The sequence below is a fragment of the Bradyrhizobium sp. CCBAU 53351 genome (assembly GCF_015291745.1).
Taxonomy (GTDB): domain Bacteria; phylum Pseudomonadota; class Alphaproteobacteria; order Rhizobiales; family Xanthobacteraceae; genus Bradyrhizobium.
In genome coordinates this window covers 7,191,643-7,213,743 of the sequence record NZ_CP030059.1, presented here as the reverse complement: position 1 = coordinate 7,213,743, position 22,101 = coordinate 7,191,643, and the positions used below count along the sequence as shown (strand labels likewise).

At 65.2% G+C, this 22,101-nt stretch carries 19 protein-coding genes; 11 read left to right on the top strand and 8 right to left on the bottom strand.

All coding sequences use genetic code 11. From position 1 onward, the window contains the following. Positions 1-48 precede the first annotated feature (48 nt). Together XH83_RS34360 and XH83_RS34355 are read right to left on the bottom strand one after the other, a co-directional pair. The gene (locus tag XH83_RS34360) at positions 49-618 is read right to left on the bottom strand and encodes a class GN sortase (protein ID WP_194404985.1); all 570 of its coding nucleotides are present in this window, start codon (positions 616-618) and stop codon (positions 49-51) included. A 170-nt stretch (positions 619-788) separates the two neighbouring features. After that, complete coding sequence (locus XH83_RS34355) at positions 789-3,050, bottom strand: marine proteobacterial sortase target protein (protein WP_194404984.1); 2,262 nt, start codon at positions 3,048-3,050, stop codon at positions 789-791. 187 nt (positions 3,051-3,237) lie between these two features. Here XH83_RS34355 and XH83_RS34350 point away from each other — a divergent pair, with 187 nt between their 5' ends. Genes XH83_RS34350 through XH83_RS40440 form a run of 3 tightly spaced genes read left to right on the top strand, consistent with a single transcriptional unit; the run spans position 3,238 to position 5,571 of the window. Beyond that, positions 3,238-4,008: a helix-turn-helix transcriptional regulator gene (locus XH83_RS34350; protein ID WP_194404983.1), complete on the top strand. Its 771-nt coding sequence runs from the start codon at positions 3,238-3,240 to the stop codon at positions 4,006-4,008. A 52-nt stretch (positions 4,009-4,060) separates the two neighbouring features. Beyond that, entirely contained in the window at positions 4,061-5,377 is a 1,317-nt protein-coding gene (locus XH83_RS34345; protein ID WP_371746220.1) for a glycosyltransferase family 2 protein, read from the top strand. After that, the gene (locus XH83_RS40440; RefSeq protein ID WP_371746219.1) at positions 5,374-5,571 is read left to right on the top strand and encodes a hypothetical protein; all 198 of its coding nucleotides are present in this window, start codon (positions 5,374-5,376) and stop codon (positions 5,569-5,571) included. Before XH83_RS34345 ends, XH83_RS40440 begins: the two co-directional genes overlap by 4 nt. A 79-nt stretch (positions 5,572-5,650) precedes the next feature. On the opposite strand, the gene XH83_RS34340 is transcribed toward XH83_RS40440, so the two are convergent. Together XH83_RS34340 and XH83_RS34335 are read right to left on the bottom strand one after the other, a co-directional pair. Next, positions 5,651-6,874 (bottom strand): ABC transporter substrate-binding protein, encoded by a 1,224-nt coding sequence (locus XH83_RS34340; protein ID WP_194404982.1) that lies wholly within the window; start codon positions 6,872-6,874, stop codon positions 5,651-5,653. Positions 6,875-6,945: 71 nt separating this feature from the next. After that, positions 6,946-8,496 (bottom strand): long-chain fatty acid--CoA ligase, encoded by a 1,551-nt coding sequence (locus XH83_RS34335; RefSeq protein ID WP_194404981.1) that lies wholly within the window; start codon positions 8,494-8,496, stop codon positions 6,946-6,948. 235 nt (positions 8,497-8,731) lie between these two features. Here XH83_RS34335 and XH83_RS34330 point away from each other — a divergent pair, with 235 nt between their 5' ends. The 7 genes from XH83_RS34330 (at position 8,732) to XH83_RS34300 (ending at position 17,464) form a co-directional block, all read left to right on the top strand. Further along, positions 8,732-9,868, top strand: coding sequence for an acyl-CoA dehydrogenase family protein (locus XH83_RS34330; RefSeq protein ID WP_194404980.1), 1,137 nt, complete (start codon positions 8,732-8,734; stop codon positions 9,866-9,868). Positions 9,869-9,908: 40 nt separating this feature from the next. Continuing rightward, on the top strand, positions 9,909-11,072 hold the full coding sequence (locus tag XH83_RS34325) for an acyl-CoA dehydrogenase family protein (RefSeq protein ID WP_194404979.1): 1,164 nt from the start codon (positions 9,909-9,911) through the stop codon (positions 11,070-11,072). Then, positions 11,072-11,728 (top strand): glutathione S-transferase family protein, encoded by a 657-nt coding sequence (locus XH83_RS34320; protein ID WP_194404978.1) that lies wholly within the window; start codon positions 11,072-11,074, stop codon positions 11,726-11,728. The genes XH83_RS34325 and XH83_RS34320 overlap by 1 nt, the downstream gene beginning before the upstream one ends. Positions 11,729-11,902: 174 nt before the next feature. Further along, positions 11,903-12,703, top strand: coding sequence for a helix-turn-helix domain-containing protein (locus XH83_RS34315; protein WP_194404977.1), 801 nt, complete (start codon positions 11,903-11,905; stop codon positions 12,701-12,703). Between the two features lie 204 nt (positions 12,704-12,907). Beyond that, complete coding sequence (locus XH83_RS34310) at positions 12,908-13,774, top strand: 3-keto-5-aminohexanoate cleavage protein (protein WP_194404976.1); 867 nt, start codon at positions 12,908-12,910, stop codon at positions 13,772-13,774. A 100-nt stretch (positions 13,775-13,874) separates the two neighbouring features. Beyond that, on the top strand, positions 13,875-15,491 hold the full coding sequence (locus XH83_RS34305) for an acyl-CoA carboxylase subunit beta (protein ID WP_194404975.1): 1,617 nt from the start codon (positions 13,875-13,877) through the stop codon (positions 15,489-15,491). Continuing rightward, on the top strand, positions 15,488-17,464 hold the full coding sequence (locus XH83_RS34300) for an acetyl-CoA carboxylase biotin carboxylase subunit (RefSeq protein WP_194404974.1): 1,977 nt from the start codon (positions 15,488-15,490) through the stop codon (positions 17,462-17,464). The genes XH83_RS34305 and XH83_RS34300 overlap by 4 nt, the downstream gene beginning before the upstream one ends. Before the next feature lie 58 nt (positions 17,465-17,522). Here XH83_RS34300 and XH83_RS34295 read toward each other — a convergent pair whose 3' ends face one another. After that, positions 17,523-18,044, bottom strand: coding sequence for a hypothetical protein (locus XH83_RS34295; protein WP_194404973.1), 522 nt, complete (start codon positions 18,042-18,044; stop codon positions 17,523-17,525). A gap of 303 nt (positions 18,045-18,347) precedes the next feature. Here XH83_RS34295 and XH83_RS34290 point away from each other — a divergent pair, with 303 nt between their 5' ends. Further along, on the top strand, positions 18,348-19,133 hold the full coding sequence (locus XH83_RS34290) for a hypothetical protein (RefSeq protein WP_194404972.1): 786 nt from the start codon (positions 18,348-18,350) through the stop codon (positions 19,131-19,133). A gap of 73 nt (positions 19,134-19,206) precedes the next feature. On the opposite strand, the gene XH83_RS34285 is transcribed toward XH83_RS34290, so the two are convergent. Genes XH83_RS34285 through XH83_RS34275 form a run of 3 tightly spaced genes read right to left on the bottom strand, consistent with a single transcriptional unit; the run spans position 19,207 to position 22,099 of the window. Beyond that, the gene (locus XH83_RS34285; protein ID WP_194404971.1) at positions 19,207-20,202 is read right to left on the bottom strand and encodes an ABC transporter ATP-binding protein; all 996 of its coding nucleotides are present in this window, start codon (positions 20,200-20,202) and stop codon (positions 19,207-19,209) included. Beyond that, entirely contained in the window at positions 20,199-21,206 is a 1,008-nt protein-coding gene (locus tag XH83_RS34280) for an ABC transporter ATP-binding protein (RefSeq protein ID WP_194404970.1), read from the bottom strand. The genes XH83_RS34285 and XH83_RS34280 overlap by 4 nt, the downstream gene beginning before the upstream one ends. Then, positions 21,206-22,099 (bottom strand): ABC transporter permease, encoded by an 894-nt coding sequence (locus XH83_RS34275; protein ID WP_194404969.1) that lies wholly within the window; start codon positions 22,097-22,099, stop codon positions 21,206-21,208. The genes XH83_RS34280 and XH83_RS34275 overlap by 1 nt, the downstream gene beginning before the upstream one ends. Positions 22,100-22,101: the final 2 nt, after the last annotated feature.

The following is a 22,101-nucleotide window of genomic DNA, read 5'->3' as shown; positions in this document are numbered from 1 at the left end:
GTGATTTGGGAGGTTCGATCGATCCCGGACGGACCTGATTGCGAACGGCTATTCACCTGTTTCGATCAAGGTGGCATGCAGGACATAGCGCTCCGGGCCGGATGTGACGGCGTCGAACGGCCAGCAGGTTGCAAGCGCGAGCTCTCTACTCTGCGTTGAAGGATCGATGCTCGGCGCGTCGGAACGGACAACGTCCGCATGATCCGCCCGGTAGCGGTACTGCTTGCCATCGCGGCGGGTGATCTCAATGACGTCTCCGATGGCAACGTTCCGCAAGAAGCGGAAATGTGTGTCACGATGTGCTGCGTATACGGCAACTCCGCGTTCGCCGGCGTCAGCCGTTTGGGGGATATGGCCTGGTCCGAAAGCAAGTGCCTGGCCGCTGACACCTTCCAGCACGATTGCGCTGGCGCCGATCCGCTTCACCTCGATCCGGGCCACCGGCCAGGTGTCGGCCCATGACCACGGCTTGATCATTTCGCCGGTCGCAAGGCTTCTGTCGAAGGCGCGCTCCAGCAGCACTTGCGCGAGCCACGCCTTGGCATGGATGTAGGTGCCGTCACCGAACAGGATGAGGCCGATCAGGGCGAGAACCAGAGGAGATAGCAGGCGGGGCATTGTGTTTCCCTTCCGTCATTGCGAGCGACGCGAAGCTGTCCCCTGAGCGGCAGCCTGGATTGCTTCGTCGCTTCGCTGCTCGCAATGACGTTGAGAAAAAGGCGCGCGGGGCCGTTGGGTACGGGACGGGCGACCGCGCGCGCTAACAGAGGAGTCGGGGTGCTCCTCTCTCAAGCGGCGTTGGTGAGCAAGAGCCGACGCCGGTTGAACACGAACAGCAACAAGGCGAGCACGATCAGGACGAAGCCTCCGATCATCTTCAGCTCGGCCGAGGTTGCCGTCTTGGGCAGACGGATCGCGTCGGGCGCTGCAGGCGTCGCGCGCCGCGTCGACGGTGATGTGCTCGCATCGGCGTGGCGTTCACGCAGCAGCGGCGGGATCTGCGGCCGTTCGCCAAACACCTTCTCGAAATCCCAACCGGCCGGCAGGTTGATCGGCAATTCGCTGAGCTTGAGCGGCGCGCCTTCGGGGCGGCTCGGCGTCTTGTCGACGGCGACAAGGCTGGTCAGGCGCGTGACGATCTGATGGTCGAGCGCCAGCGTCAGGATCGCCTTGTCGGCCGCCTCAGGCGCGAGCTCCCGCATGGCGCGTGCCACTTCGGCGTCACCGATCTTGCGCTTGGCCCAGAGTTTCGACAGGCCCTTGCCTTCGGCGGCATTTTGCAGCGGCAGCGTCACCGACCACGGACGGTCGCCGACGCGTCCCCTGATCTCGAGCGAGCCTGCGAGCTTGTCGAGCCTAGCCGCCAGCACCAGCGGCTCGTCGCGATAGACGTCGGGGATGATCGCCGGGGTAACGTCGGCCGTGGCCTCGGAGAATTTTGCGGTGAGGCCGGTCACGGCCGGGTTTTCCAGCTTGGCGAACAAGCCGCGCATGCGCTCCTCGACCTGCTCGACCGAACCGATATGGGTGAAGGCCCCACGGCCGAGCTCGGCGGCGCGGGTCATCAGATAGGTGTTGGGCGCCGACCCGATGCCGACCATGAAGACCCGCGAGCGGCCGCGCATCGCCGTGATCGTTTCGAACAATTGCTGCTCGTTGCCGATTGCGCCGTCGGTCAGGAATACGACCTGCCGGACCATGCCGGTGTCGCCGAGCTTGTCGGCCAGCGCGGCGCGCATCGCCGGCACCATCTCGGTGCCGCCGCGCGCCTGCAAAGCGCTCACGAACGAGGTCGCCTCGCCGACATGCGCAGCATCCGCCGGCACGGACGCGGGAAACAGCATGTCCATGGTGTCGTCGAAGCGAATGACGTTGAAGCGGTCGGCCGGCTGGAGGCGGGAGAGCGCGTAAGTGAGGCTCGCCTTGGCCTGGACGATCGACGTGCCGCCCATCGACCCCGAATTGTCGATCACGAACACGACCTCACGCGGCAGCGGCTTTTGCGCTGTCTGCTCGGCGCGCGGCGGGGTGACGAAGGCAAGCAAATAATCGGCATCGCTGATATGTTCGCGGAACAAGCCGACCGACGGCGCCTTCTCGGCGGCAGGCTTCCAGGTCAGCTCGAAGTCGCGGTCGGCTGGGACGACGCCGTCGGCGAGCGTGACGACGCGCGTCGTGCTGTCCGGGCTCTCGATCGTGACCTTATGGTGGTGGCTCGCGACCTCGCCAAGCGCAAAGCCGGCCTTCAGGCGCACCGTGATGCCGGTCGGATTGACCGGCGCAGACTTGGCGGGGTCCAGCACAGGCGGCGAGATGCGGTCACGGTCTGCGACCGGGTCCGACGTCGCCGCGCCCCAACCCGACCCGTCCTTGCGGAAGTCGACGCTCTGGACGATCGGCGCCGGATTGTAGCGGGGTCCGACCACCAGCGGCAGGCGGAGCGAATATTCGTTGCCGGATTGATGGACAGGCTCCTGATATTCGATCTGCACCAGCACGGTTTCGCCGGGGCCGATATTGGCAACCGAATTAGTGAAGATGTTCGGCCGTTCCTGCTCGGTGAGCGCGGCCCTCTGACCGGCGCGGCGCGCCTCTTCGTAGATCACGCGTGCCTGCTGCCGCTCCTTGATGTCTCCCACGATGACGCGATCGCCGACCACCATCTTCAGCGTATCGACGGCGCCGCCGGTCGCGAGCGGGTAGACATAGGTTGCCTCGACCCAATCCTGGGTCGGGTTACGGAAAACCTGAGTGATCCGGGCGCGCAAGGTCGGGCCGGAAACGGTGATGTCGACGTCGATGCCGAGGCGGATCGCCTCGGTGTAAGCGCCGTCGTCCTTCAGGAGCAGGCTTCCGGACTTGGCCTCGCCGGGCTGGAGCAGGCTGGCCTGCTCGGTCGTTGCCGACCAGCTCGTCCCGAAGCTGACGAGCAGCGCTACGAACGCCATCAGCATCACCGCGATGCCCTGCGCGAGAAGAAACAATCCGAGCTTGATCAGCCCCTTCAACAGGGGGTGCTCTTCGTTGTCGGCTGCGTCGTAGGTGTCCATTGACCTGCTCCCGAAAGGACGTTTGCTGGCTCCGAGCATTCGCCGGGAGGGGCCGATGTCGCGAGCAGAATGATCGGCAATGTTCCGCCACGCCCGGCCGGGTGCGCCGTGCCCGAGGGGGCCATGTGCGGTTTTGTGCTGGTTTGTCCGGCCTGCTAGAATGGCCGTGCTGGAAGCGGGGCCCACGATGCAGATGCAGGACAAACTGACCGACAGGCAGCTTTCGGACGAGCAGAGCCGCGAGATCGCCGAGACCATTCGCGAGGAGCTCGCCAGGCGCCGGATCTCCCGGCAGACGCTGGCCGAGCAGGCCAAGCTCAGCCTGTCGACGCTGGAGAAGGTGCTCGGCGGGCGGCGGCCGTTCACGCTGGCGACGACGGTCCGGCTGGAGCAGGCGCTGGGCGTCTCCTTGCGCAAAAATCCCGTCGTGCTGGCGCCTCAGCCCGCCAGCGATGTCGCTCCCGACAGTCTCGGCTCCTACGCGCATCGCGCCGTGACCTGGCTCGAGGACGTCTACATCACGTTGCGGCCGTCCTTCGGTGACAAGGATGCGATTTTCGCCTACCGCACCGAGATTGTCTGGGAGCCGAAGGTCTCGTCACTGGTCTTCCGCGAGGGCGATCGGACCGATGCCGCTTACGAGCATACCGGTGAGGTCGCCGTTCCCCATCAGTCCGGCTTCATCTACCTCGTCATCATCAAGCACGGCCAGCATCGCGTGATCACGGTGTCGCGGCCGACGGTCGCCGGCGAGATGTACGGCATCATCTCGACGCTGCGTGCAGGCCCGGGTTCGCAGCTCACACCGATCGCGGCGCCGATCGCCTACGTGCCCCTCAGGAACATCCCCCAGCCGTCCCTGGGGCGGGTTGCGCCCGATGATGCCAACCATGCCCTGTATCGAAAGCATCTGCGCCGCACGGTTGATGAATCCTTTGCGCTGTTTTTGACGCTATAGTCCGCGAGAAATAGTCCTGCTGCGGCTTCGCATGTGTCTATAAGGATCTGCCATGCAGGACGCGCCCGCGCGAAACGACGGCGGAACTCCGCTGTTCTCCATCATCATCCCGCTCGAATATCACCGCGGGCAATGGGAGCAGTCCTGGCTCGGCTGGACCTCGCAGACCGCGGACAAATCGCTCTACGAAATCATTCTGGTCGTGCCGCCGGATTTCAAGACGCGAGAGGAGTTGGAGGCGCTGGCCGCCGACAAGGCCCGTATCGAGTTCACCGAGTCCGAACATGACATCGGGCTGTGCGCATTCGGCGCCACCAAAGCCCGCGGCCGCTATCTGTTCTTCACCGAATCGCACTGCTGGCCAGAGCCCAACGTGATCGAGCTGTGCATCCGCGCCATCGAGGCGCATCCCGACTGGGCCGGCTTTTCCTGCCATTCGGTCCCGATCTGCCACAACCGGTTGTCGGTGGCAGAGGCCGCCATGTACCAGGCCGACATCGAGTTCGGCATGAAGCAGCATCCCTGGCGCAAAGTGCTCGATCAGTGCTTCGTGACGCGGCGTGACGTCTACTGGGAATGCGGCGGCCTGCGCGAGGAGCTCGGCCACTTCGCCGAATGGGTGCTGGCTGCGGCGTATCACGCGCGAGGCTATGCCATTGGTTATCTGGAAGAGGCGCGCTTCCATCATTATTACATCGGCGAGATCGGCGAGCTGAAGACGTTCACGCTCGATTTCGTGCAGGGCGAGATCCGCTATCTCGGCGAGGCGCGCCGCGATCCCGGCAGCGAGCTGCTCGACGTGCCGGTCGAGTGGAGCGAGCGGGACAAAAGCGATGCTTCGCTCGCTCGCCACGCATTGAACGCGCTCTTGCGTTACAGCCTTGCGGGCCGAGGCTGGAAGCGGCCCGACGAGAAGCTGCGCGCCTTCCGTCGCTGGGTGGCGCCGGCGCTGCTCGGCGATCTTCCCGCGCGCGTCTCCGCGCGGCTGGCGGCATCAGGAGCGCGCGCCGTGCTGTCCCTCTTGACGATCGTCGGGGCGAGCAACGCGATCGAGCGATGGCTGAGGCGGTACATCGCCTCGCTGATCCGGCTTCAGAGGCTCGACTGCATTCATCGCCTCAAACAGGTTCCCATTCCCACTGCCGGCCCGCTTGGCGAACATGTCATTGCACAAGTGGGATTCCACGAGGTGGAGGTGTCGGCTGGTCACACCTTCCGTTGGAGCGAGCCGCAGGCTGCCGTTCGCATCAACGGACGTCCCGGCCGCAACACGGTCTGCATTAGAAGTGCCGCTCTCCGTGCCTCGCTGGGGAGGATCGGCGCGTATTTCTATCTCATGGCGCGCGCGTCGATCCGGCCGCGATCGTGATCGGTCGTGACAGCTACACGCTGGAGCTCGATCTGCCGTCATCCGGCACGGCGATCCTTGCATGGATATGCCCGCCATTCAGTGGTAGCGGCGATGCGCGCCATCTCGGTCTGGCCGTGGTGTCGATCGACCTGGAACGGAAGCGCGAGCCGGGCGGTGCAAATCCCTTTCCTGCGGCCATCGCGACGGGATGAAGGATTTGTCGGTTCGCCGGCAAGAAGAATGGCGGCCTCGCAGCCGCCATTCGGTGTCTTGCGGTGCGGCAGGGCCGCCTCAGCCGCCGGTTTCGGCGCTGATGATGTCGCCGAACAGCTCCCACTGGCCCTTCTTGAAGCGCCACATCTTGAGCTGCTCGATCGGTGCGAAATCGTTGGCCGAGGTGTTGATCTTGATCCCCGGGATCAGCGTATCGGGCGTGAAATCTTTCAGGCTCGCAGCCTGCTTCATCACGTTCTCGCGCGTGAGATTGTCGCCTGCCTGCTTCAGCACCTGAACCATGGTCTGGGCCGCTGCATAGCCGTAGACGAGGTTCGCATCCGAAATGTTCGCGCCCGGCATGTACTTGTCGATGAAGGCCATGAACTTCTTCATGCCCTCATCGTCCTTCCACTGCGGATCCGACGCGTCCTTCAGGTAGCCGGCGGACAGCACACCCTCGGAGGCCTCGAGGCCGGCGGGCTTCATCACCGCACCAATCGAGACCGAGACGTCGGTCATCAGATGCATCGGCTTCCACTCGAGCTCGGCGATCTTCTTGATCGCCTGAGCCGCGAATTTCGGGGTGGCGATGTTGACGAAGACATCGGCGCCGGTGCCCTTGAGCTTGACGATATGGGCGTCGATCGACGGCTCCGACGTCTCGTAGCTTTCTTCGGCCACGATCAGCTTCGATGCCTTGTCGCCGAACACGTCCTTGATGCCGGCGAGGTAGTCCTTGCCGAAGTCGTCGTTGGCATAGAAGATCGCGACCTTCGCGTCCGGCTTCTCCTTCAGGATGTACTTGGCGAAGATCTGGGCTTCGACCCGATAGCTGGGCTGGAAGCCCATGGTCCAGGGAAAGTTCTTCGGGTCGTTCCACTTGCTGGCGCCGGTAGCGAGGAAGAGCTGCGGTACCTTCTTGGCATTGTGATATTTCTGCACGGCGGTCTGCGTCGGCGTGCCCAGCGCGTTGAACACCAGGAACACTTCGTCGCTCTCGATCAGCTTGCGGACCTGCTCCACGGTCTTGGGCGGCGAATAGCCGTCATCGTAGGAGATCCAGCTGATCTTGCGGCCGTTGATGCCGCCCTGATCGTTGATCATCTTGAAATAGGCTTCCTCGGTCTTGCCGATGACGCCGTAGGCGGAAGCGGGGCCGGAATAGGCCTCGACATTCCCGATCTTGATCTCGGTGTCGCTGGCGCCGGTATCGTATTTCTTCTGCGCCTGGACGCTCTGGGCCGAGAGCAATGTCAGGGCTGCCGCCGCCGCGAGCAGGGAGAGTTTCTTGTTCTTCATGGAAATTCCTTGGGTTTCTTGTGGGTTGGCAGGCACTTCAAAAAGAAAAGCGCCCGCGAGGGGCGCTCTGGTCAGGCGTTGGCGACCTTCTTGTCGACCTCGGAGGCCACCGAGAACGCCTTGCGCAAGGTCGGCTTGTGAATCTTGCCGGTGGCGTTGCGCGGCAGCGCGTCGACGAAGCGGATCTGGCGCGGGCATTTGAAGCGCGCCAGATTGGCCATGCAGTGCGTGAAGACATCGGCCTCGGTCAGCTTCTGCCCTGGCTTGACCGCGACGATGGCAAGGCCCACCTCGCCCCATTGCGGATCGGGGATGCCGATCACGGCGGCTTCCGCGATCGCCTCGAGCTGATGCAGGACGTTCTCGACCTCGGCCGGATAGACGTTCTCGCCGCCGGAGATGTACATGTCCTTCCAGCGGTCGACGATGTAGTAGAAGCCCTCTTCATCCACGCGCGTTGCGTCGCCGGTGTGCAGCCAGCCGTCGGTGAAGGAGGTCTTGTTCGCCTCCGGCCTGTTCCAGTAGCCCGGCGTGATGTTGGGTCCCTTGACCCAGAGTTCGCCGAGTTCGCCCACATCGGCATCGCTGCCGTCGGGGCGCACGATGCGCACTTCGGTATGCAGCACCGGTTTCCCGGCGGAGCCGGCCTTGCGCGCCGCATCCTCGCGATCGAGCACCAGCACGGCCGGCGAGGTCTCAGTCATGCCGTAGCCCTGCTGCAGGGCGACGCCGCGCGCTTCCCACACCTTGAGCAGCGGCACCGGCATCGGTGCGCCGCCGACACCGCCGACGATCAGCCGGCTGAGATCGGTGGTCGCGAAGGCCGGATGCTGCGCCATGAACTGGTAGATCGCGGGCACGCCGAAGAACACGTTGATGCCCTGCGCGGGATCGTTGATCAGGCCGAGCGCGGCGCCGGGATCGAAGGCGCGCATGATCATCACGGTACCGCCGGCATGCAGCACGGGATTGGTGTAGCAATTGAGACCGCCGGTGTGGAACAGGGGCAGCACGGTGAGCAGCACCGAGGCCGGCCCGATGCAGGCGGGGCCGCCGAGATTGACGCAATTCCAGAAGGTCATGCCATGGGTGATGGTCGCGCCCTTCGGATGGCCCGTCGTGCCCGATGTGTACATGATGGTCGAGACATCATCGAGCGTGACCTCTTCGGCGCGGTCGAGCGGCTTCGCGGCGGCGATGCCGGCCTCATAGGACCCGCCGGGGCCGAGCAGCAGGCTCGTCGTGACACCGCAACGCGTTGCGACGGCAAGCGCAGTCTCGGCAAGATCGGTGTCGTGGATCATCACCTTCGGCGCGCAATCGCTGGTGATGAATTGAAGCTCGGGGACGGTGAGGCGGGTATTCAAAGGCACGAAGATGGCGCCCAGGCGCCCGCAGGCGAATTGCACCTCCAGCGTATCGGTGGTGTTCAGCGCCAGCACCGCGACACGGTCACCGCGCGAGATGTTGAGCGTGTGGCGCAGGAACGAGGCGAGGCGCGAGACGCGGGCATCGAGCTGCGAATAGGTGAAACGGCGCTCGCTCGCGAGGTCGATGACCGCGACCTTGTCAGGCGTGCGGCGGCCATGATGGACGATCCAGTCGTAGTAGCGAACGGCCAAGAATACCTCCCTCGGCGCACCATGCCCGGCGTGGCCCTGGGGCCAGCCGGAGTCTGTGCAGCAACGTTTTTTTGCGCCAGAGTTGGCCTGCGAGCGGGGAAAATCGTCTTGCGTTGAGTTGCTGGCTTGCGGCCTTTCCCGAAGCGCCGGCTCCTGTCAGCCACTGCGCGCAAGTGGACCGGCCATGTTCCAGCGATGGTAGCTGAGACGAATCCGCCTATGGGGCAAGAGTGCGATGAAGAGCCCGTTCTATACCGCCGAGCACGACGCGTTTCGCGACGTGATGCGACGCTTCGTCGACAAGGAGATCGCGCCGTTCGCCCATGAGTGGGACGAGGCCGGTGAATTCCCGCGCGGGCTCTATCGCAAGGCCGCCGAGATCGGCCTGCTGGGCCTGGGATTCCCCGAGGAATATGGCGGGATCGCCGCCGATCAGTTCATGAAGATCGTGGCCAGCCAGGAGCTCGCGCGTGCCGGGGCCGGCGGCGTCAGCGCCAGCCTGATGAGCCACACCATCGGTTCGCCGCCGATCGCGCGGGCGGCTCGGCCCGAGGTGAAGGCGCGCGTGCTGCCGCAGGTGCTGGCAGGCGAGAAGATCTCCGCGCTCGCGATCACCGAGCCGGGCGGCGGCTCTGACGTTGCAAACCTCCGCACGAGGGCGCGGCGCGACGGCGATCACTACGTCGTGAGCGGCGAGAAGACCTTCATCACCTCGGGGATGCGCGCCGATTATCTGACCGTCGCCGTGCGTACCGGCGGCGAGGGCGCCGGCGGAGTCAGCCTGCTCCTGATCGAGGGCGATACGCCGGGCCTGTCGCGCACCAAGCTGAAGAAGATGGGCTGGTGGGCCTCCGACACCGCGACCTTGCATTTCGACGAATGCCGCGTGCCGGCCGAAAACCTGATCGGGGAGGAGGGCCAGGGCTTCAAGATCATCATGCAGAATTTCAACAGCGAGCGCATGGGCATGGCGGCGGGCTGCACCGCCTTCGCCCGGGTCTGCCTCGACGAGGCCATCGCCTATGCCAAGGAGCGCAAGACCTTCGGCAAGCCGCTCGCCCAGCACCAGGTCATCCGCCACAAGATCGTCGACATGGCGCAGAAGGTCGCGGCAAGTCAGGCGATGCTGGAGATGCTGGCCTGGCGGCTCGAGCAGGGCGAGAGCCCGGTCGCGGAAATCTGCATGATGAAGAACCAGGCGACGCAGACCATGGCGTTCTGCGCCTCCGAAGCCGTGCAGATCTTTGGCGGCGCCGGATTCATGCGCGGCATCAAGGCCGAGCGCATCTACCGCGAGGTCAAGGTCAACGCCATCGGCGGCGGCACCGAGGAGATCATGAAGGATCTGGCGTCACGGCAGATGGGGTTGTGACTTCGCGCTGCGCGCGCCCCGGAATGACGAAGAGGAAGAAATGCTATTCACCGCCGACCACGACGACATCCGCCGTTCCCTGCAGAAATTCATCGCCAATGAGATCAATCCGCACGTCGATGAATGGGAAAAGGCCGACATCTTCCCGGCGCACGAGCTGTTCAAGAAGATGGGCAGCCTCGGCTTCCTCGGGCTGAACAAGCCGGTCGAATTCGGCGGCTCCGGCCTCGATTATTCCTATGCGCTGATGATGGCGGAGGAACTCGGCGCCATCACCTGCGGCGGCGTGCCGATGGCGATCGGGGTGCAGACCGACATGGCGACGCCGGCTCTGGCGCGCTTCGGTTCGGACGAGGTGCGCCGCGAATTCCTCGCACCCTCGGTCTCGGGCGATTTCGTCGCCTGCATCGGCGTCTCCGAGCCCGGCGCGGGCTCCGACGTCGCCTCGATCAAGACGCAGGCGCGCTCCGATGGCGACGATTACGTGATCGACGGCGGCAAGATGTGGATCACCAACGGCACGCAAGCCGACTGGATCTGCCTGCTCGCCAACACCGGCGACGGGCCCGTTCACCGCAACAAATCGCTGATCTGCGTGCCCATGAAGAGCAAGGGCGTCACCATCGCGCGAAAGCTCGACAAGATGGGCATGCGCTCGTCGGACACGGCGCAGATCTTCTTCGACAATGTCCGCGTGCCCAAGCGCAACCGGATCGGCGAAGAGGGCAAGGGCTTTACGTACCAGATGATCCAGTTCCAGGAGGAGCGGCTCTGGGGTGCGGCGGCCTGCCTGAAGTCGCACGAATACATCATCGACCAGACCATCGAATACACCCGCAATCGCAAGGCCTTCGGCCAAAGTATTCTCGACAACCAGGTCGTGCACTTCAAGCTCGCCGAGATGCAGACCGAGGTCGAGCTGCTGCGCGCGCTGATCTATCGCGCCGCCGAGCAGCTGGTCGCGGGCGAGGATGTGACGCGGCTCGCGACCATGGCCAAGCTGAAGGCCGGCCGGCTCGGCCGCGAGCTCACCGATGCCTGCTTGCAATATTGGGGTGGGATGGGCTTTACCAACGAGACGCCCGTCAGCCGCGCCTATCGCGACAGCCGCCTGACCTCGATCGGCGGCGGTGCCGACGAGGTCATGCTGATGGTCCTGTGCAAGATGATGGGCACGCTGCCGGGGAGTAAAGGAAACGCCTGATGATCACGCTCTATCATTGCGACGCCGCGCGCTCGTTCCGTCCGCTCTGGATGCTGGAGGAGATGGGGCTATCTTACGAACTGAAGATGCTGCCGTTCCCGCCGCGGGTCTTTGCCAAGGAATATCTGGCGCTCAATCCGCTCGGCACGATTCCCTTCCTGGTCGACGGCGAGACCAAGATGACGGAGTCGTCGGGCATCTGCCACTATCTCGGCATCAAGCACGGGCCGACGCCGCTAATGGTCGGGCCGGAAGATCCCGCCTATGGCGCGTTCCTGAACTGGATGTATTTCAGCGATGCCACGTTAACCTTTCCGCAGACGCTGGTGCTCCGATACACCCAGCTCGAGCCGGAAGAGCGCCGCAATCCGCAGGTCGCGACCGACTACGCAAAATGGTTCCTGGGACGCTTGCGCGCCGTTGAGGCAGCGACCGCGAATGCCGAAACCTTGTGCGCAGGGCGTTTCACTGCCGCTGACATTGTCATCGGCTACGCCCTCCGGCTGGCCGATAATATCGGGCTCGCCAAGGATTTTGGGCCAAATGTCGCAGCCTATTGGGCGCGCCTGCAGCAGCGCGACGGTTTCAAGCGTGCTGTTGCTGCGGAGCAAAGGGCCGGCGCCGAGCAGAATGTTGCACCGCGCGTGAGGGCGTGAGCCTTCACAGGTCGGGAACTACAGACCCGCGATGGTCCCGAACGGCTCGCCGCCGTCCTGGAATGCCAACGCTTTGCGCTCCATGACAGCGCTATCGCGTCGTGACAGCGCCCAAATTTCGGCTAAGGTGACCTCCGTCCGCAGCGGCCAGAGAGCCGCGCGAGGAGGACCCCAATGGAAGATAAAGGTCGCGAATCCGACCATCTCATGCTGATCACGCCGGAGCGGGTATTTTACGCCGGCCTGCTCGGACGGCCCCGGAAGCGAACCCCCGGTTGCTGCCATGTCTATGTCGCGGTGAAGGGCAGCCTGCATCTCACGATCGATGACACGCTTGCCACCGGCGAGTTGTTCGTCACCCTGCCGAACCAGCGACACTCCATTGCCAGCGATTATCGCACCGCCATCAGCGTGACGCTGGAGCCGGAGAGCATGCCGGACGGCGTGATCGAGGCCTTGGCCGAGCGGCTGCGGGGGCCGGACAAGGCCGCCTATGCCCGCAAGATCCTGGCCGCCTACGCGCTACTCCGCCAGCGCCGCTATGGCGACATCACCACCGCCGAGTTCGACGAGATGTGTTTTGGCGAGGCGCTGCCGCGCCGCGTGCTCGATCCGCGTGTGACCCGCGCCGTCGCCCGCATCGAGCGTTTCTCCGGTGAGCCGGTGACTGCCGACACCTGTGCGGCGGAAGCAGGCCTCTCGGCCTCGCGCTTCCTGCATCTGTTCAAGGAAGAGACGGGTATCTCCTTCCGCTCCTTCCGCGCCTGGAAGCGTGCGCGCCATTTGCTGCACTTCGCCAATCAGGATCTCAACCTCGCCCATCTCGCGCAGGACATCGGCTATCCCGACTCCACCCATTTCAGCCACTCGATCCGTCGCTTCTACGGATTGAAGCCGCGCGCGATCTTCGTCGGCTCGCGCGATCTTGCGATCTATCGCAGCACCGAGACGGTGCGGCTGGCGGAAGCGAGTTAACTCCGCTCGTTATCCTTGGTAGGGCGGGTTAGCGCAGCGTAACCCGCCTCTTTGATCTCCTCGGAGGCAGAAGTGGCGGGTTACGCTTTCGGCTAACCCGCCCTACGATTCGTCGTTTTTTCCAGCTTCTCCGCGCAAGAAGCCACATGCCGCCCATCACATGATCGCAATCGTTGAATTCTCAACGTGCGAGATATCATTGGCATGAGCGACAAGGCCGTCATCACCTGCGCGCTGAACGGCGTGCTCACCGACCCCAAGCAGCACAACGTGCCCGTGACGCCCGAAGAGATGGCGCGGGAGGCCAAGGCTGCGTTCGATGCCGGCGCGTCCATCATGCACATCCATCTGCGCCAGCAGGCGCCGGGCAAGGGGCACCTGCCGTCCTGGGAGGTCGCTGTCAGCAAGGAGATCCAGCAGGCCATCCGGGAAGCCTGCCCCGGTGTCATCATCAACCACACCTCGGGCGTGTCGGGGCCGAACTACTCCGGCGCGCTTGACTGCATCCGCGAGACCAAGCCCGAGATCGCGGCCTGCAACGCCGGCTCGCTGAACTATCTGAAGGTGAAGGCCGACAACAGTTGGGCCTGGCCGCCGATGATGTTCGACAACGCGGTCGAGAAGGTGAAGGACTATCTCGACGTCATGAACGCGGTCGGCACAATCCCCGAGTTCGAATGCTTCGACGTCGGCATCGTCCGCTGCGTCGGCATGTACCACCAGGTCGGCATGTACAGGGGACCGCTCGAATATAACTTCGTGATGGGCGTCGCCTCAGGCATGCCCGCCGACCCTGAATTGCTGCCGATCCTGATCAAGCTGAAGCGCCCCGAGGCGCATTTCCAGGTCACCGCCATCGGCCGCGAGGAGATCTGGCCGCTGCATCAGCGCTGTGCCGAGCTCGGCGGTCATCTGCGCACAGGTCTCGAAGACACCTTCTATCTCGCCGACGGCAAGAAGGTGACGTCGAACGGCCAGCTGATCGAGGCCATCGCCGCCTGCGCAAGGCGTGCGGGCCGCGAGATCGCGAGCCCGGCGGAAGCGCGGAAGATATTTGGGACGAATCGCTGAATATCACTGTCGTTCCGGCGCGATGCGAAGCATCGAACCCGGAACCTCGAAATTCCGGGTTCAGGCTTCGCGTGCCCCGGAATGACGATCAAGGTCTGTCATGTCCACCATCGAAAACGCCATCTCCCCCGGCAGTGCCGCCTACCACGCCAACCGCGACGGCATGCTCGGCCTGATCGACCGCATGCGCGCGCTGGAAGAGCGCACGCGCGCCGCGTCCGCCGCGGCCAAGGACCGCTTCCACAAGCGCGGCCAGTTGCTGCCGCGCGAGCGCGTCGCGCTGGTGCTCGATCCCGGCGCGCCCTTCATCGAGCTCTCCACGCTCGCCGGTTACATGTTCGACGTGCCGGATGCCGGCAAGAGCGTGCCGGGCGGCGGTGTCATCGCCGGCATCGGCTTCGTCTCGGGTATCCGCTGCATGGTCAGCGCCAGTGATTCCGGCATCGACGCCGGCGCGCTGCAGCCCTTCGGCCTCGACAAGACGCTGCGGGTGCAGGAGCTGGCGCTGGAGAACAGGCTGCCTTACGTGCAGCTCGTCGAAAGCGCCGGCGCCAATCTCCTGCGCTACCGCGTCGAGGACTTTGTCCGTGGCGGCAACATCTTCCGCAATCTGGCGCGGCTCTCGGCGGCGGGACTACCTGTCGTGACCGTCACGCACGGTTCCTCGACCGCCGGCGGCGCCTATCAGACCGGCCTGTCCGACTACATCGTCATGGTGCGCGGTCGTACGCGCGCCTTCCTCGCGGGACCGCCGCTGCTGAAAGCGGCGACCGGCGAAATCGCGACCGAGGAGGAGCTCGGCGGCGCCGAGATGCACACGCAAGTCTCCGGCCTCGGCGATTATCTCGCCGAAGACGATCGCGATGCCCTTCGCATCGCGCGCGAGATCATGGCGGCCCTTGAATGGGAGCGGCCGGGCCGTGCGGCGCGCGAGTTCAAGCCGCCGCGCTACGACCAGGACGAATTGCTCGGCATCATGCCGATGGACCACAAGCGCACCGTCGACATGAAGCAGGTGATCGCCCGCATCGTCGATGATTCCGACTTCACGGAGATGGCGCCGAATTACGGCCCGGCCACCGTCTGCGGCCATGCCCGCATCGAGGGCCAGGCGATCGGCATCATCACCAACAACGGGCCGCTCGATCCCGCCGGCGCCAACAAGGCGACGCATTTCATCCAGGCCTGCTGCCAGACCCGCACGCCGATCCTCTATCTCAACAACACCACCGGCTACATGGTCGGCAAGGCCTATGAGGAGGCCGGCATGATCAAGCACGGCTCCAAGATGATCCAGGCGGTGACCTCGGCGACGGTGCCCCAGATCACCATCTATTGCGGCGCCTCGTTCGGCGCCGGCAATTACGGCATGTGCGGCCGCGGTTTCCATCCGCGCTTCTGCTTCTCCTGGCCCAACGCCAAGACCGCTGTGATGGGCGGCGAGCAGGCGGCCGAGACCATGGCGATCGTGACCGAGGCGGCTGCGGCGCGGCGGGGCAAGCCGATCGAGAAGGACAAGCTGGACGCGATGAAGGCGCAGATCATCGGCGTCTTCGACGGCCAGATGGACGTGTTCTCCACCAGCGCGCGCGTGCTCGACGACGGCGTGATCGACCCGCGCGATACCCGCGCGGTGCTGTCCGAGGTGCTCGCGATCTGCCGCGAGGGCGATGCGCGCACGCCTCAGCGCATGCAGTTTTCGGTGGCCCGCCCATGAGGAACGGATCAGTGCAGCACCGGCTGTTCTTCAAGGTCCTGGTGGCCAATCGCGGCGAGATCGCGTTGCGCGTGATGCGAAGCGCGCGGCAGCTCGGCCTCGGCGTCGTCGCGGTCTATTCCGATGCGGATCGCGATGCGCTGCATGTGCGCCAGGCCGACCAGGCCGTGCGCATCGGCGAAGCCTTGCCGGCCCAGTCCTATCTCAACATCGCCGCGATCATCGCCGCCGCCAAGGCGAGCGGCGCGGATGCCGTTCACCCCGGCTACGGCTTCCTCGCCGAGAACGACGATTTCGCGCAAGCCTGCAAGGATGCCGGCCTCGTCTTCATCGGCCCGTCGCCGCAGGCGATCGAGGCGATGGGCAACAAAGCCGGTGCCAAGGAGATCATGAAGAAGGCCGGTGTCCCCGTCGTGCCAGGCTATCAGGGCGCCGATCAGGGCGACGAGGTCATGCTCGCCGAAGCCAAAAAGATCGGCTTCCCCGTGATGATCAAGGCGGTCGCCGGCGGCGGCGGCCGCGGCATGCGGCTCGTGCTCGACGCCGCGTCGTTCCCGGATGCGCTGCGCAGCGCGCGGTCGGAGGCGAAGGCGGCGTTCGGCGATCCCACCGTGATTCTCGAACGCGCCATCCAGAATCCTCGCCATATCGAGATCCAGGTGTTCGGTGACAGCCATGGCAACGCCATCCATCTCGGCGAGCGCGATTGCTCGGTGCAGCGGCGGCACCAGAAGCTGATCGAGGAGGCACCGTCGCCAGCGGTCACGCCGGAGCTGCGCGCAAAAATGGGCGAGGTCGCGGTCGCCGCGGTGAAGGCGCTGCGTTACGAGGGCGCCGGCACGCTGGAATTTTTGCTCGATGCCAGCGGCGAGTTCTACTTCATGGAGATGAACACACGGCTCCAGGTCGAGCATCCCGTGACCGAGGCGATCACCGGGCTCGATCTCGTCGAGCTGCAGTTGCGCGTTGCGCGCGGCGAGTCCTTGCCGATCAAGCAGCAGGACATCAAGTTTTCCGGTCACGCCATCGAGGTGCGGCTGTGCTCGGAAGATGCCGCGCACGATTTCATGCCGCAGTCCGGCCGCATGGCGCGCTGGCAGGTGCCTGACGGCATCCGCGTCGAGCACGCGTTGCATTCAGGCTCGGAGATCCCGCCGTTCTACGATTCCATGATCGCCAAGGTGATCAGCCATGGTACGACGCGGGAGGAGGCGAGGGGGCGGCTGATCGTCGGCCTGGAGCAGCTCACCGCGTTCGGCGTGACCACAAACCAGTCCTTCCTGATGTCGTGCCTGCGTCATCCCGGCTTTGCCAGGGGCGAGGCGACGACGGCTTTCATCGGCACACACCGCGACGAGTTGCTGGCGCCGCAGGCGGATGCCGCATTCGATACGGCTTTGGCGGGCCTGCTGCTCTACGTGACCAACCCGCGCGCCCCGTCATGGCAAAGTGGCCGGAGCCTGTCGGCAACGTTCCCGCTGCCGGCCAAAATCGAGATCGCGGGCCAGATATTGGAACTTGAGATCGTGCGTGAGCGCGATGGCAGCTACACCGTTGCCATCGATGATCGCCAAGACAGGTTCGAGATCGAGCAACTCGACGCCGATACGATCCGCTTTCGCCATGACGGTGTGATGGACAGTGCAAGATTTCTGCGCGATGGCGATCGCCTTTACCTCCAGCACCGCGGCCTCCCGCTCGTGGTCGCCGATCTCACCCTCGCCGCGCCGAAGGCCGCCGCGAGCAACGGCGGCGACGGCAAGGTGCGCGCGGCCCTGAACGGCCGCGTCGTCGCCGTCCTGGTCAAGCCGGGCGATCGCGTGACGGCCGGTCAGCCGGTGATGACGCTGGAAGCGATGAAGATGGAGCACGTCCACAAGGCCGGCGTCGACGGCGTGGTCGCCGCGATCGACGTCGCCGAGGGCGAGCAAGTCACCACGGGCAGAATCGTGGCGGAGATCGGGGTCGGCTAGCTGTGGAATCGCGGCAAAGACGCAAAGCGCCGCGCCGCGACCGCCCGCGGCAGGAGGACTAACCTCTCGATCCCAGGGAGCCCTCCGGCGACCGTGGCCTGCATTTGTACTTGTCTGTCTTGGGGTCGCAAGGAAACGTCTTTTGGACCTTGTCGATCATCCAGAGCAGGACCGGGTTGCCGGGGTTCACCGGGTGATCGGACGAAGGGCTTTGTGCGGACGGCGTCGGCGCGGCCGAACGCGCGCTGGCCGGCACGGGGCCGATGCGGGTCGAGACGGCGGTGCCAGTCGACATGGTCCGGCCGCCGGGGGCCAGCGTGTAGTTCCAGCTGCCGAGGCTGTTGGTGTAGGTCAGGACGTTGCCCGAGCAGGTCCAGGTGCCCTGCACGCACGCCGGATGCTCGCTGCACAGCGCGCGGCCGTCGCGCAAGACGGACCCTCGGTTGCCGCTTCCCGAATGACGCCATTCGCCGACGAACTTGGAGGCGCAGCTGGCGGGCGGAGCGGCGAAGGCCGGAGATGCCATCAAGGCCAGCAGCATGGAAGCGATCAATGATCTCGTAGCCATCATAATCATCATAATAACGCCTCCCTGGAAAACGCCGATCTAGCCCGGGCGGGGCCACGTTCTCAACTGGTCGGCCGGAACAGGATTAACCGGCTAGCACAGCACGCGACGATGGAGCTGCTGTTCGCGATCTCTCCATGGGAGGGCGCATGGCGCGCTTCGGCCTGCCCCGCCTTTGATGCTTGATCTCCGAGCAAAGGGAAAAACCAAGTCATTACAATGAGGTCGGAGCGAGGGCTAGACGCTCGAAATGTATCTTGAACATTGTTCACGTTGAGTCTACTAATATTGAACACTGTTCAATTCAAGATTCACATGTCCCCTGCCGACGGTCACGCCGCAATACGGGCTCTAACCCGCCGATTCTCATTTGCCGCACCGCAGCCATCCGAAAAATATCTGATCGGCGCACTCTCGGCGCTGGCGTTGGTGACGCTCTTCGCGCCGGCGCTGCCCGCCGCCAACTGGCACATCCCGCATTTCATCGACACTCGCACTTGGCTCGGCGTGCCCAACGCCGGCGACGCGCTCAGCAACCTCGCGTTTCTCGCGATGGCCGTCTGGGGCTCGGAGCGACTGCGCGCGCGCCACGATGCCCCCGTGGGTGCAAGCTGGTTCTTCGTGGGATTGATCCTCACGTGCTTGGTCTCAGGCTTTTATCACCTGGATCCCGACATGCCGCAGCGGCTCGTCGCCGATCGTCTTGGCATGGCGGTCGCGTTCGCGGGCTTTCTAGGTATCGCGGCCGGTGAGCGCATCAGCGTGCGTGCCGGTGAAGCCGTGCTGGTCCTGATGATGATTGCGGGCCTGATGGCTGCCTGGGTGGCACGCGAAAATCTCACGCCGTGGGTGGTCGTGCAGTTCGGCGGCATGGCGCTCGCCGTGGGACTGGCATTGACGCGTCCTCGACCCGGCGCGCTCGGCGTGCCGCTCGGCGGCGTGATCTTCTTTTATGTGCTCGCCAAGCTTTTCGAACTGGGTGACGAGATCGTTTTCGAAGCGACAGGGCACTTCGTCTCGGGCCACACGCTCAAGCATCTGGCTGCCGCGCTGGCGGCCTGGCCGGTGATCCGCGCGTTGCCGCATGATCGGCAAGCGTAGGGCGTAACCCACCACTTTTCGTTCCGTGTTGGCTAAGGGGTGGGTTACGCTGACGCTAATCCACCCCACAGGGCTACAGCGTCGCGTTGCTCCGACCCGTCCCGTCGTTGAGCAGACACGCCACCTGATGCCCGTCGCCGGCATCCAGCATCGCCGGTCGCTCGATCTTGCACCGGTCCATCGCGAACCGGCAGCGGGTGTGAAACGCGCAGCCCGGCGGCGGATTGACCGGGCTCGGCACGTCGCCGTCGACCAGCGGCGCAAGCTTCTTCGCCAGCGGATTGGCGACCGGCACGGAAGCGAGGAGGGCCTGCGTGTAGGGATGCCTGGGATTGCGGAACAGCTCGTCCTTGTCGGCGATCTCCACGATGCGGCCGAGATACATCACGGCGACGCGGTGGCTGATATGGGCGACCACGGCGAGGTCGTGCGCGATGAAGAGATAGGAGAAGCCGTGCTGCCGCTGCAGGTCGATCAACAAATTGATCACCTGCGCTTGGATAGAGACGTCGAGCGCGGAGACCGGCTCGTCGCAGACGATGAGGCGCGGCCCCAGCGCGAGCGCCCGCGCGATGCAGATGCGCTGGCGCTGGCCGCCGGAGAATTGATGCGGGAAGTTGCGCATCTGGTCGGGACGCAAGCCCACCTGCTCGAACAGCTTTGCGACCCGCGCTGCAAGGTCCTTGCCGCTCGCGAGCCCGTGCACGGCGAGCGGCTCCCCGACGATGTCGCCGGCGGTCATGCGCGGATTGAGCGATGCGAACGGGTCCTGGAACACGATCTGCATCGAGCGGCGGTGCGGGCGCAGCGCCGCCTTGGACAGATGCGTGATGTCCTCGCCGTCGAGGCGGATCTGCCCTGAGGTCGGCTCGACCAGCCGCAGCACGCTGCGCGCCACCGTCGACTTGCCGCAGCCGGATTCGCCGACCAGCCCGAGCGTCTCGCCGGCCTGAAGGGAGAACGAGACGCCGTCGACCGAGTGCACGGTGCCGACCTGTCGGCGCAGCACGCCGGCGCGCACCGGATAATATTTCTTGAGGTCGGTGACCTCGAGCAGTGCCTCGGTCATGCCACCTCCGCGACTTCTTCCGCGCGCCAGCAGGCCGCGAGATGGCCGCCGCCCCAATCCGCCAGCGGCGGATATTCGGCCTCGCAGCGCTTGATCGCGAGCTTGCAGCGCGGCGCGAAAGCGCAGCCCTGCGGCAACCGCACCAGTGACGGCACGGTACCGGGAATCTCGTTGAGCCGCGCCGGTGCGACGACGCCGGGTGCCGGCACCGCCGGAATCGACGCCATCAACCCGCGCGTATAGGGATGCTTCGGCGCGGCGAACAGCGCCTCGACGCTGGCTTCCTCGACCTTCCGCCCCGCATACATCACGATCACGCGCTGCGCGGTCTGCGCGACGACGCCGAGATCATGCGTGATCAGCACGAGGCCGGTGCCGAGCTCTTTCTGAAGGTCGAGGATCAGCGCCAGGATCTGCGCCTGGATCGTGACGTCGAGCGCGGTGGTCGGCTCGTCCGCGATCAAGAGCGCCGGCCGGCAGGCCAGTGCCATCGCGATCATCGCGCGCTGGCGCATGCCGCCGGACAGCTGATGCGGATATTCCTTCGCGCGTCGCGCCGGTTCGGGAATGCGCACCAGGCGCAGCATCTCGACGGCGATGGTCTGTGCCTCCCTGGCCGGGATGTTCCGGTGCAACCGCACGGCCTCGACGATCTGGTCCCCGATCCGCATCACCGGATTGAGCGAGGTCATCGGCTCCTGGAAGATCATGGAAATCCGGTTGCCCCTGACGGCGCGCATCTCCGCCTCATTCAGAGCCAGCAGATCGGTGCCTTCGAGCGTGACGGAGCCGCCGACGATGCGGCCGGGCGGGTCGGGCACCAGGCGCATCAGCGAGAGCGCGGTGACGCTCTTGCCGCAGCCGGATTCGCCGACGATCGCCAGCGTCTCGCCGCGCTTGACGGTGAAGGAGACGTCGTCGACCGCCTTGAACAGCCCTGAGTTGGTGAAGAACACCGTCTTCAGGTTCTTCACCTCGAGCACGAGATCGGATTTGTCCGCCATCAGCCGCGTTGCCTCGGATCGAGAATATCGCGCAGCGCGTCGCCGAACAGATTGGCGCCGAACACGGCGAGGCTGATGGCGATGCCCGGGAAGATCACCAGCCACGGCGCCGTGCGGACATATTCGGCGGCGGACTCCGACAGCATGCGGCCCCATGACGGATAAGGCTCGGGAATGCCGAGACCGAGGAAGGACAGCGAGGCCTCGGTCAGGATGGTCGAGCCGAGCTGGGCGGTTGCGAGCACGATCAGCGGGGCCAGCGTGTTCGGCAGCACGTGGCGGAGCGCAATCCGCACCTCGCTCATGCCGATCGACTTGGCGGCCTCGACGAAGGGCAGCTCCCGCAGCGCCAGCGTGTTGGCCCGGATCACGCGTGACACCGTCGGGATCAGCGGAATGGCGATGGCGATGATGACGTTCGGCAGGGACGGACCGAGTGCCGCCGTCATGATCAGGGCCAGCACCAGCAGCGGCAGCGCCTGAAGCACGTCGGAGACGCGCTGGAAGACGAGATCGACCCAGCCGGACAGATAGCCCGACGTCAGCCCGACGATCACGCCGATCGTGCCGCCGAGGGCGGTCGAGCCGATGCCGACGGCGAGCGAGATCCGCGCGCCGTGGATGATGCGGCTGAACACGTCGCGGCCGAAGGAATCGGTCCCCATCCAGTGCGCCCAGCTCGGGCGGGCGAGCGCGCTGGCGGAATCGACGGTCAGTGGGTCGTAGCGCGCGATGAAGTCGGCAAAGATCGCGGTGAACACGAACACACCCATGATGATGAGCCCGGCCGCGCCAAGCACGTGCCGCTGCGCCAAAAACAGCACGCGCCGCCATCCACCGGTGGCATGCGCGCCGGCGCGCCGTAGTTCGAGATCGTAGTCGATTGCGGCCAAAC

Bases quoted from the DNA above. Each gene is read 5' to 3' on its own strand.
- XH83_RS34360 (WP_194404985.1), bottom strand. From the start codon at position 618: ATGCCCCGCCTGCTATCTCCTCTGGTTCTCGCCCTGATCGGCCTCATC.
- XH83_RS34355 (WP_194404984.1), bottom strand. From the start codon at position 3,050: ATGGACACCTACGACGCAGCCGACAACGAAGAGCACCCCCTGTTGAAG.
- XH83_RS34350 (WP_194404983.1), top strand. From the start codon at position 3,238: ATGCAGATGCAGGACAAACTGACCGACAGGCAGCTTTCGGACGAGCAG.
- XH83_RS34345 (WP_371746220.1), top strand. From the start codon at position 4,061: ATGCAGGACGCGCCCGCGCGAAACGACGGCGGAACTCCGCTGTTCTCC.
- XH83_RS34340 (WP_194404982.1), bottom strand. From the start codon at position 6,874: ATGAAGAACAAGAAACTCTCCCTGCTCGCGGCGGCGGCAGCCCTGACA.
- XH83_RS34330 (WP_194404980.1), top strand. From the start codon at position 8,732: ATGAAGAGCCCGTTCTATACCGCCGAGCACGACGCGTTTCGCGACGTG.
- XH83_RS34325 (WP_194404979.1), top strand. From the start codon at position 9,909: ATGCTATTCACCGCCGACCACGACGACATCCGCCGTTCCCTGCAGAAA.
- XH83_RS34320 (WP_194404978.1), top strand. From the start codon at position 11,072: ATGATCACGCTCTATCATTGCGACGCCGCGCGCTCGTTCCGTCCGCTC.
- XH83_RS34315 (WP_194404977.1), top strand. From the start codon at position 11,903: ATGGAAGATAAAGGTCGCGAATCCGACCATCTCATGCTGATCACGCCG.
- XH83_RS34310 (WP_194404976.1), top strand. From the start codon at position 12,908: ATGAGCGACAAGGCCGTCATCACCTGCGCGCTGAACGGCGTGCTCACC.
- XH83_RS34305 (WP_194404975.1), top strand. From the start codon at position 13,875: ATGTCCACCATCGAAAACGCCATCTCCCCCGGCAGTGCCGCCTACCAC.
- XH83_RS34300 (WP_194404974.1), top strand. From the start codon at position 15,488: ATGAGGAACGGATCAGTGCAGCACCGGCTGTTCTTCAAGGTCCTGGTG.
- XH83_RS34295 (WP_194404973.1), bottom strand. From the start codon at position 18,044: ATGATGATTATGATGGCTACGAGATCATTGATCGCTTCCATGCTGCTG.
- XH83_RS34290 (WP_194404972.1), top strand. From the start codon at position 18,348: ATGTCCCCTGCCGACGGTCACGCCGCAATACGGGCTCTAACCCGCCGA.
- XH83_RS34285 (WP_194404971.1), bottom strand. From the start codon at position 20,202: ATGACCGAGGCACTGCTCGAGGTCACCGACCTCAAGAAATATTATCCG.
- XH83_RS34280 (WP_194404970.1), bottom strand. From the start codon at position 21,206: ATGGCGGACAAATCCGATCTCGTGCTCGAGGTGAAGAACCTGAAGACG.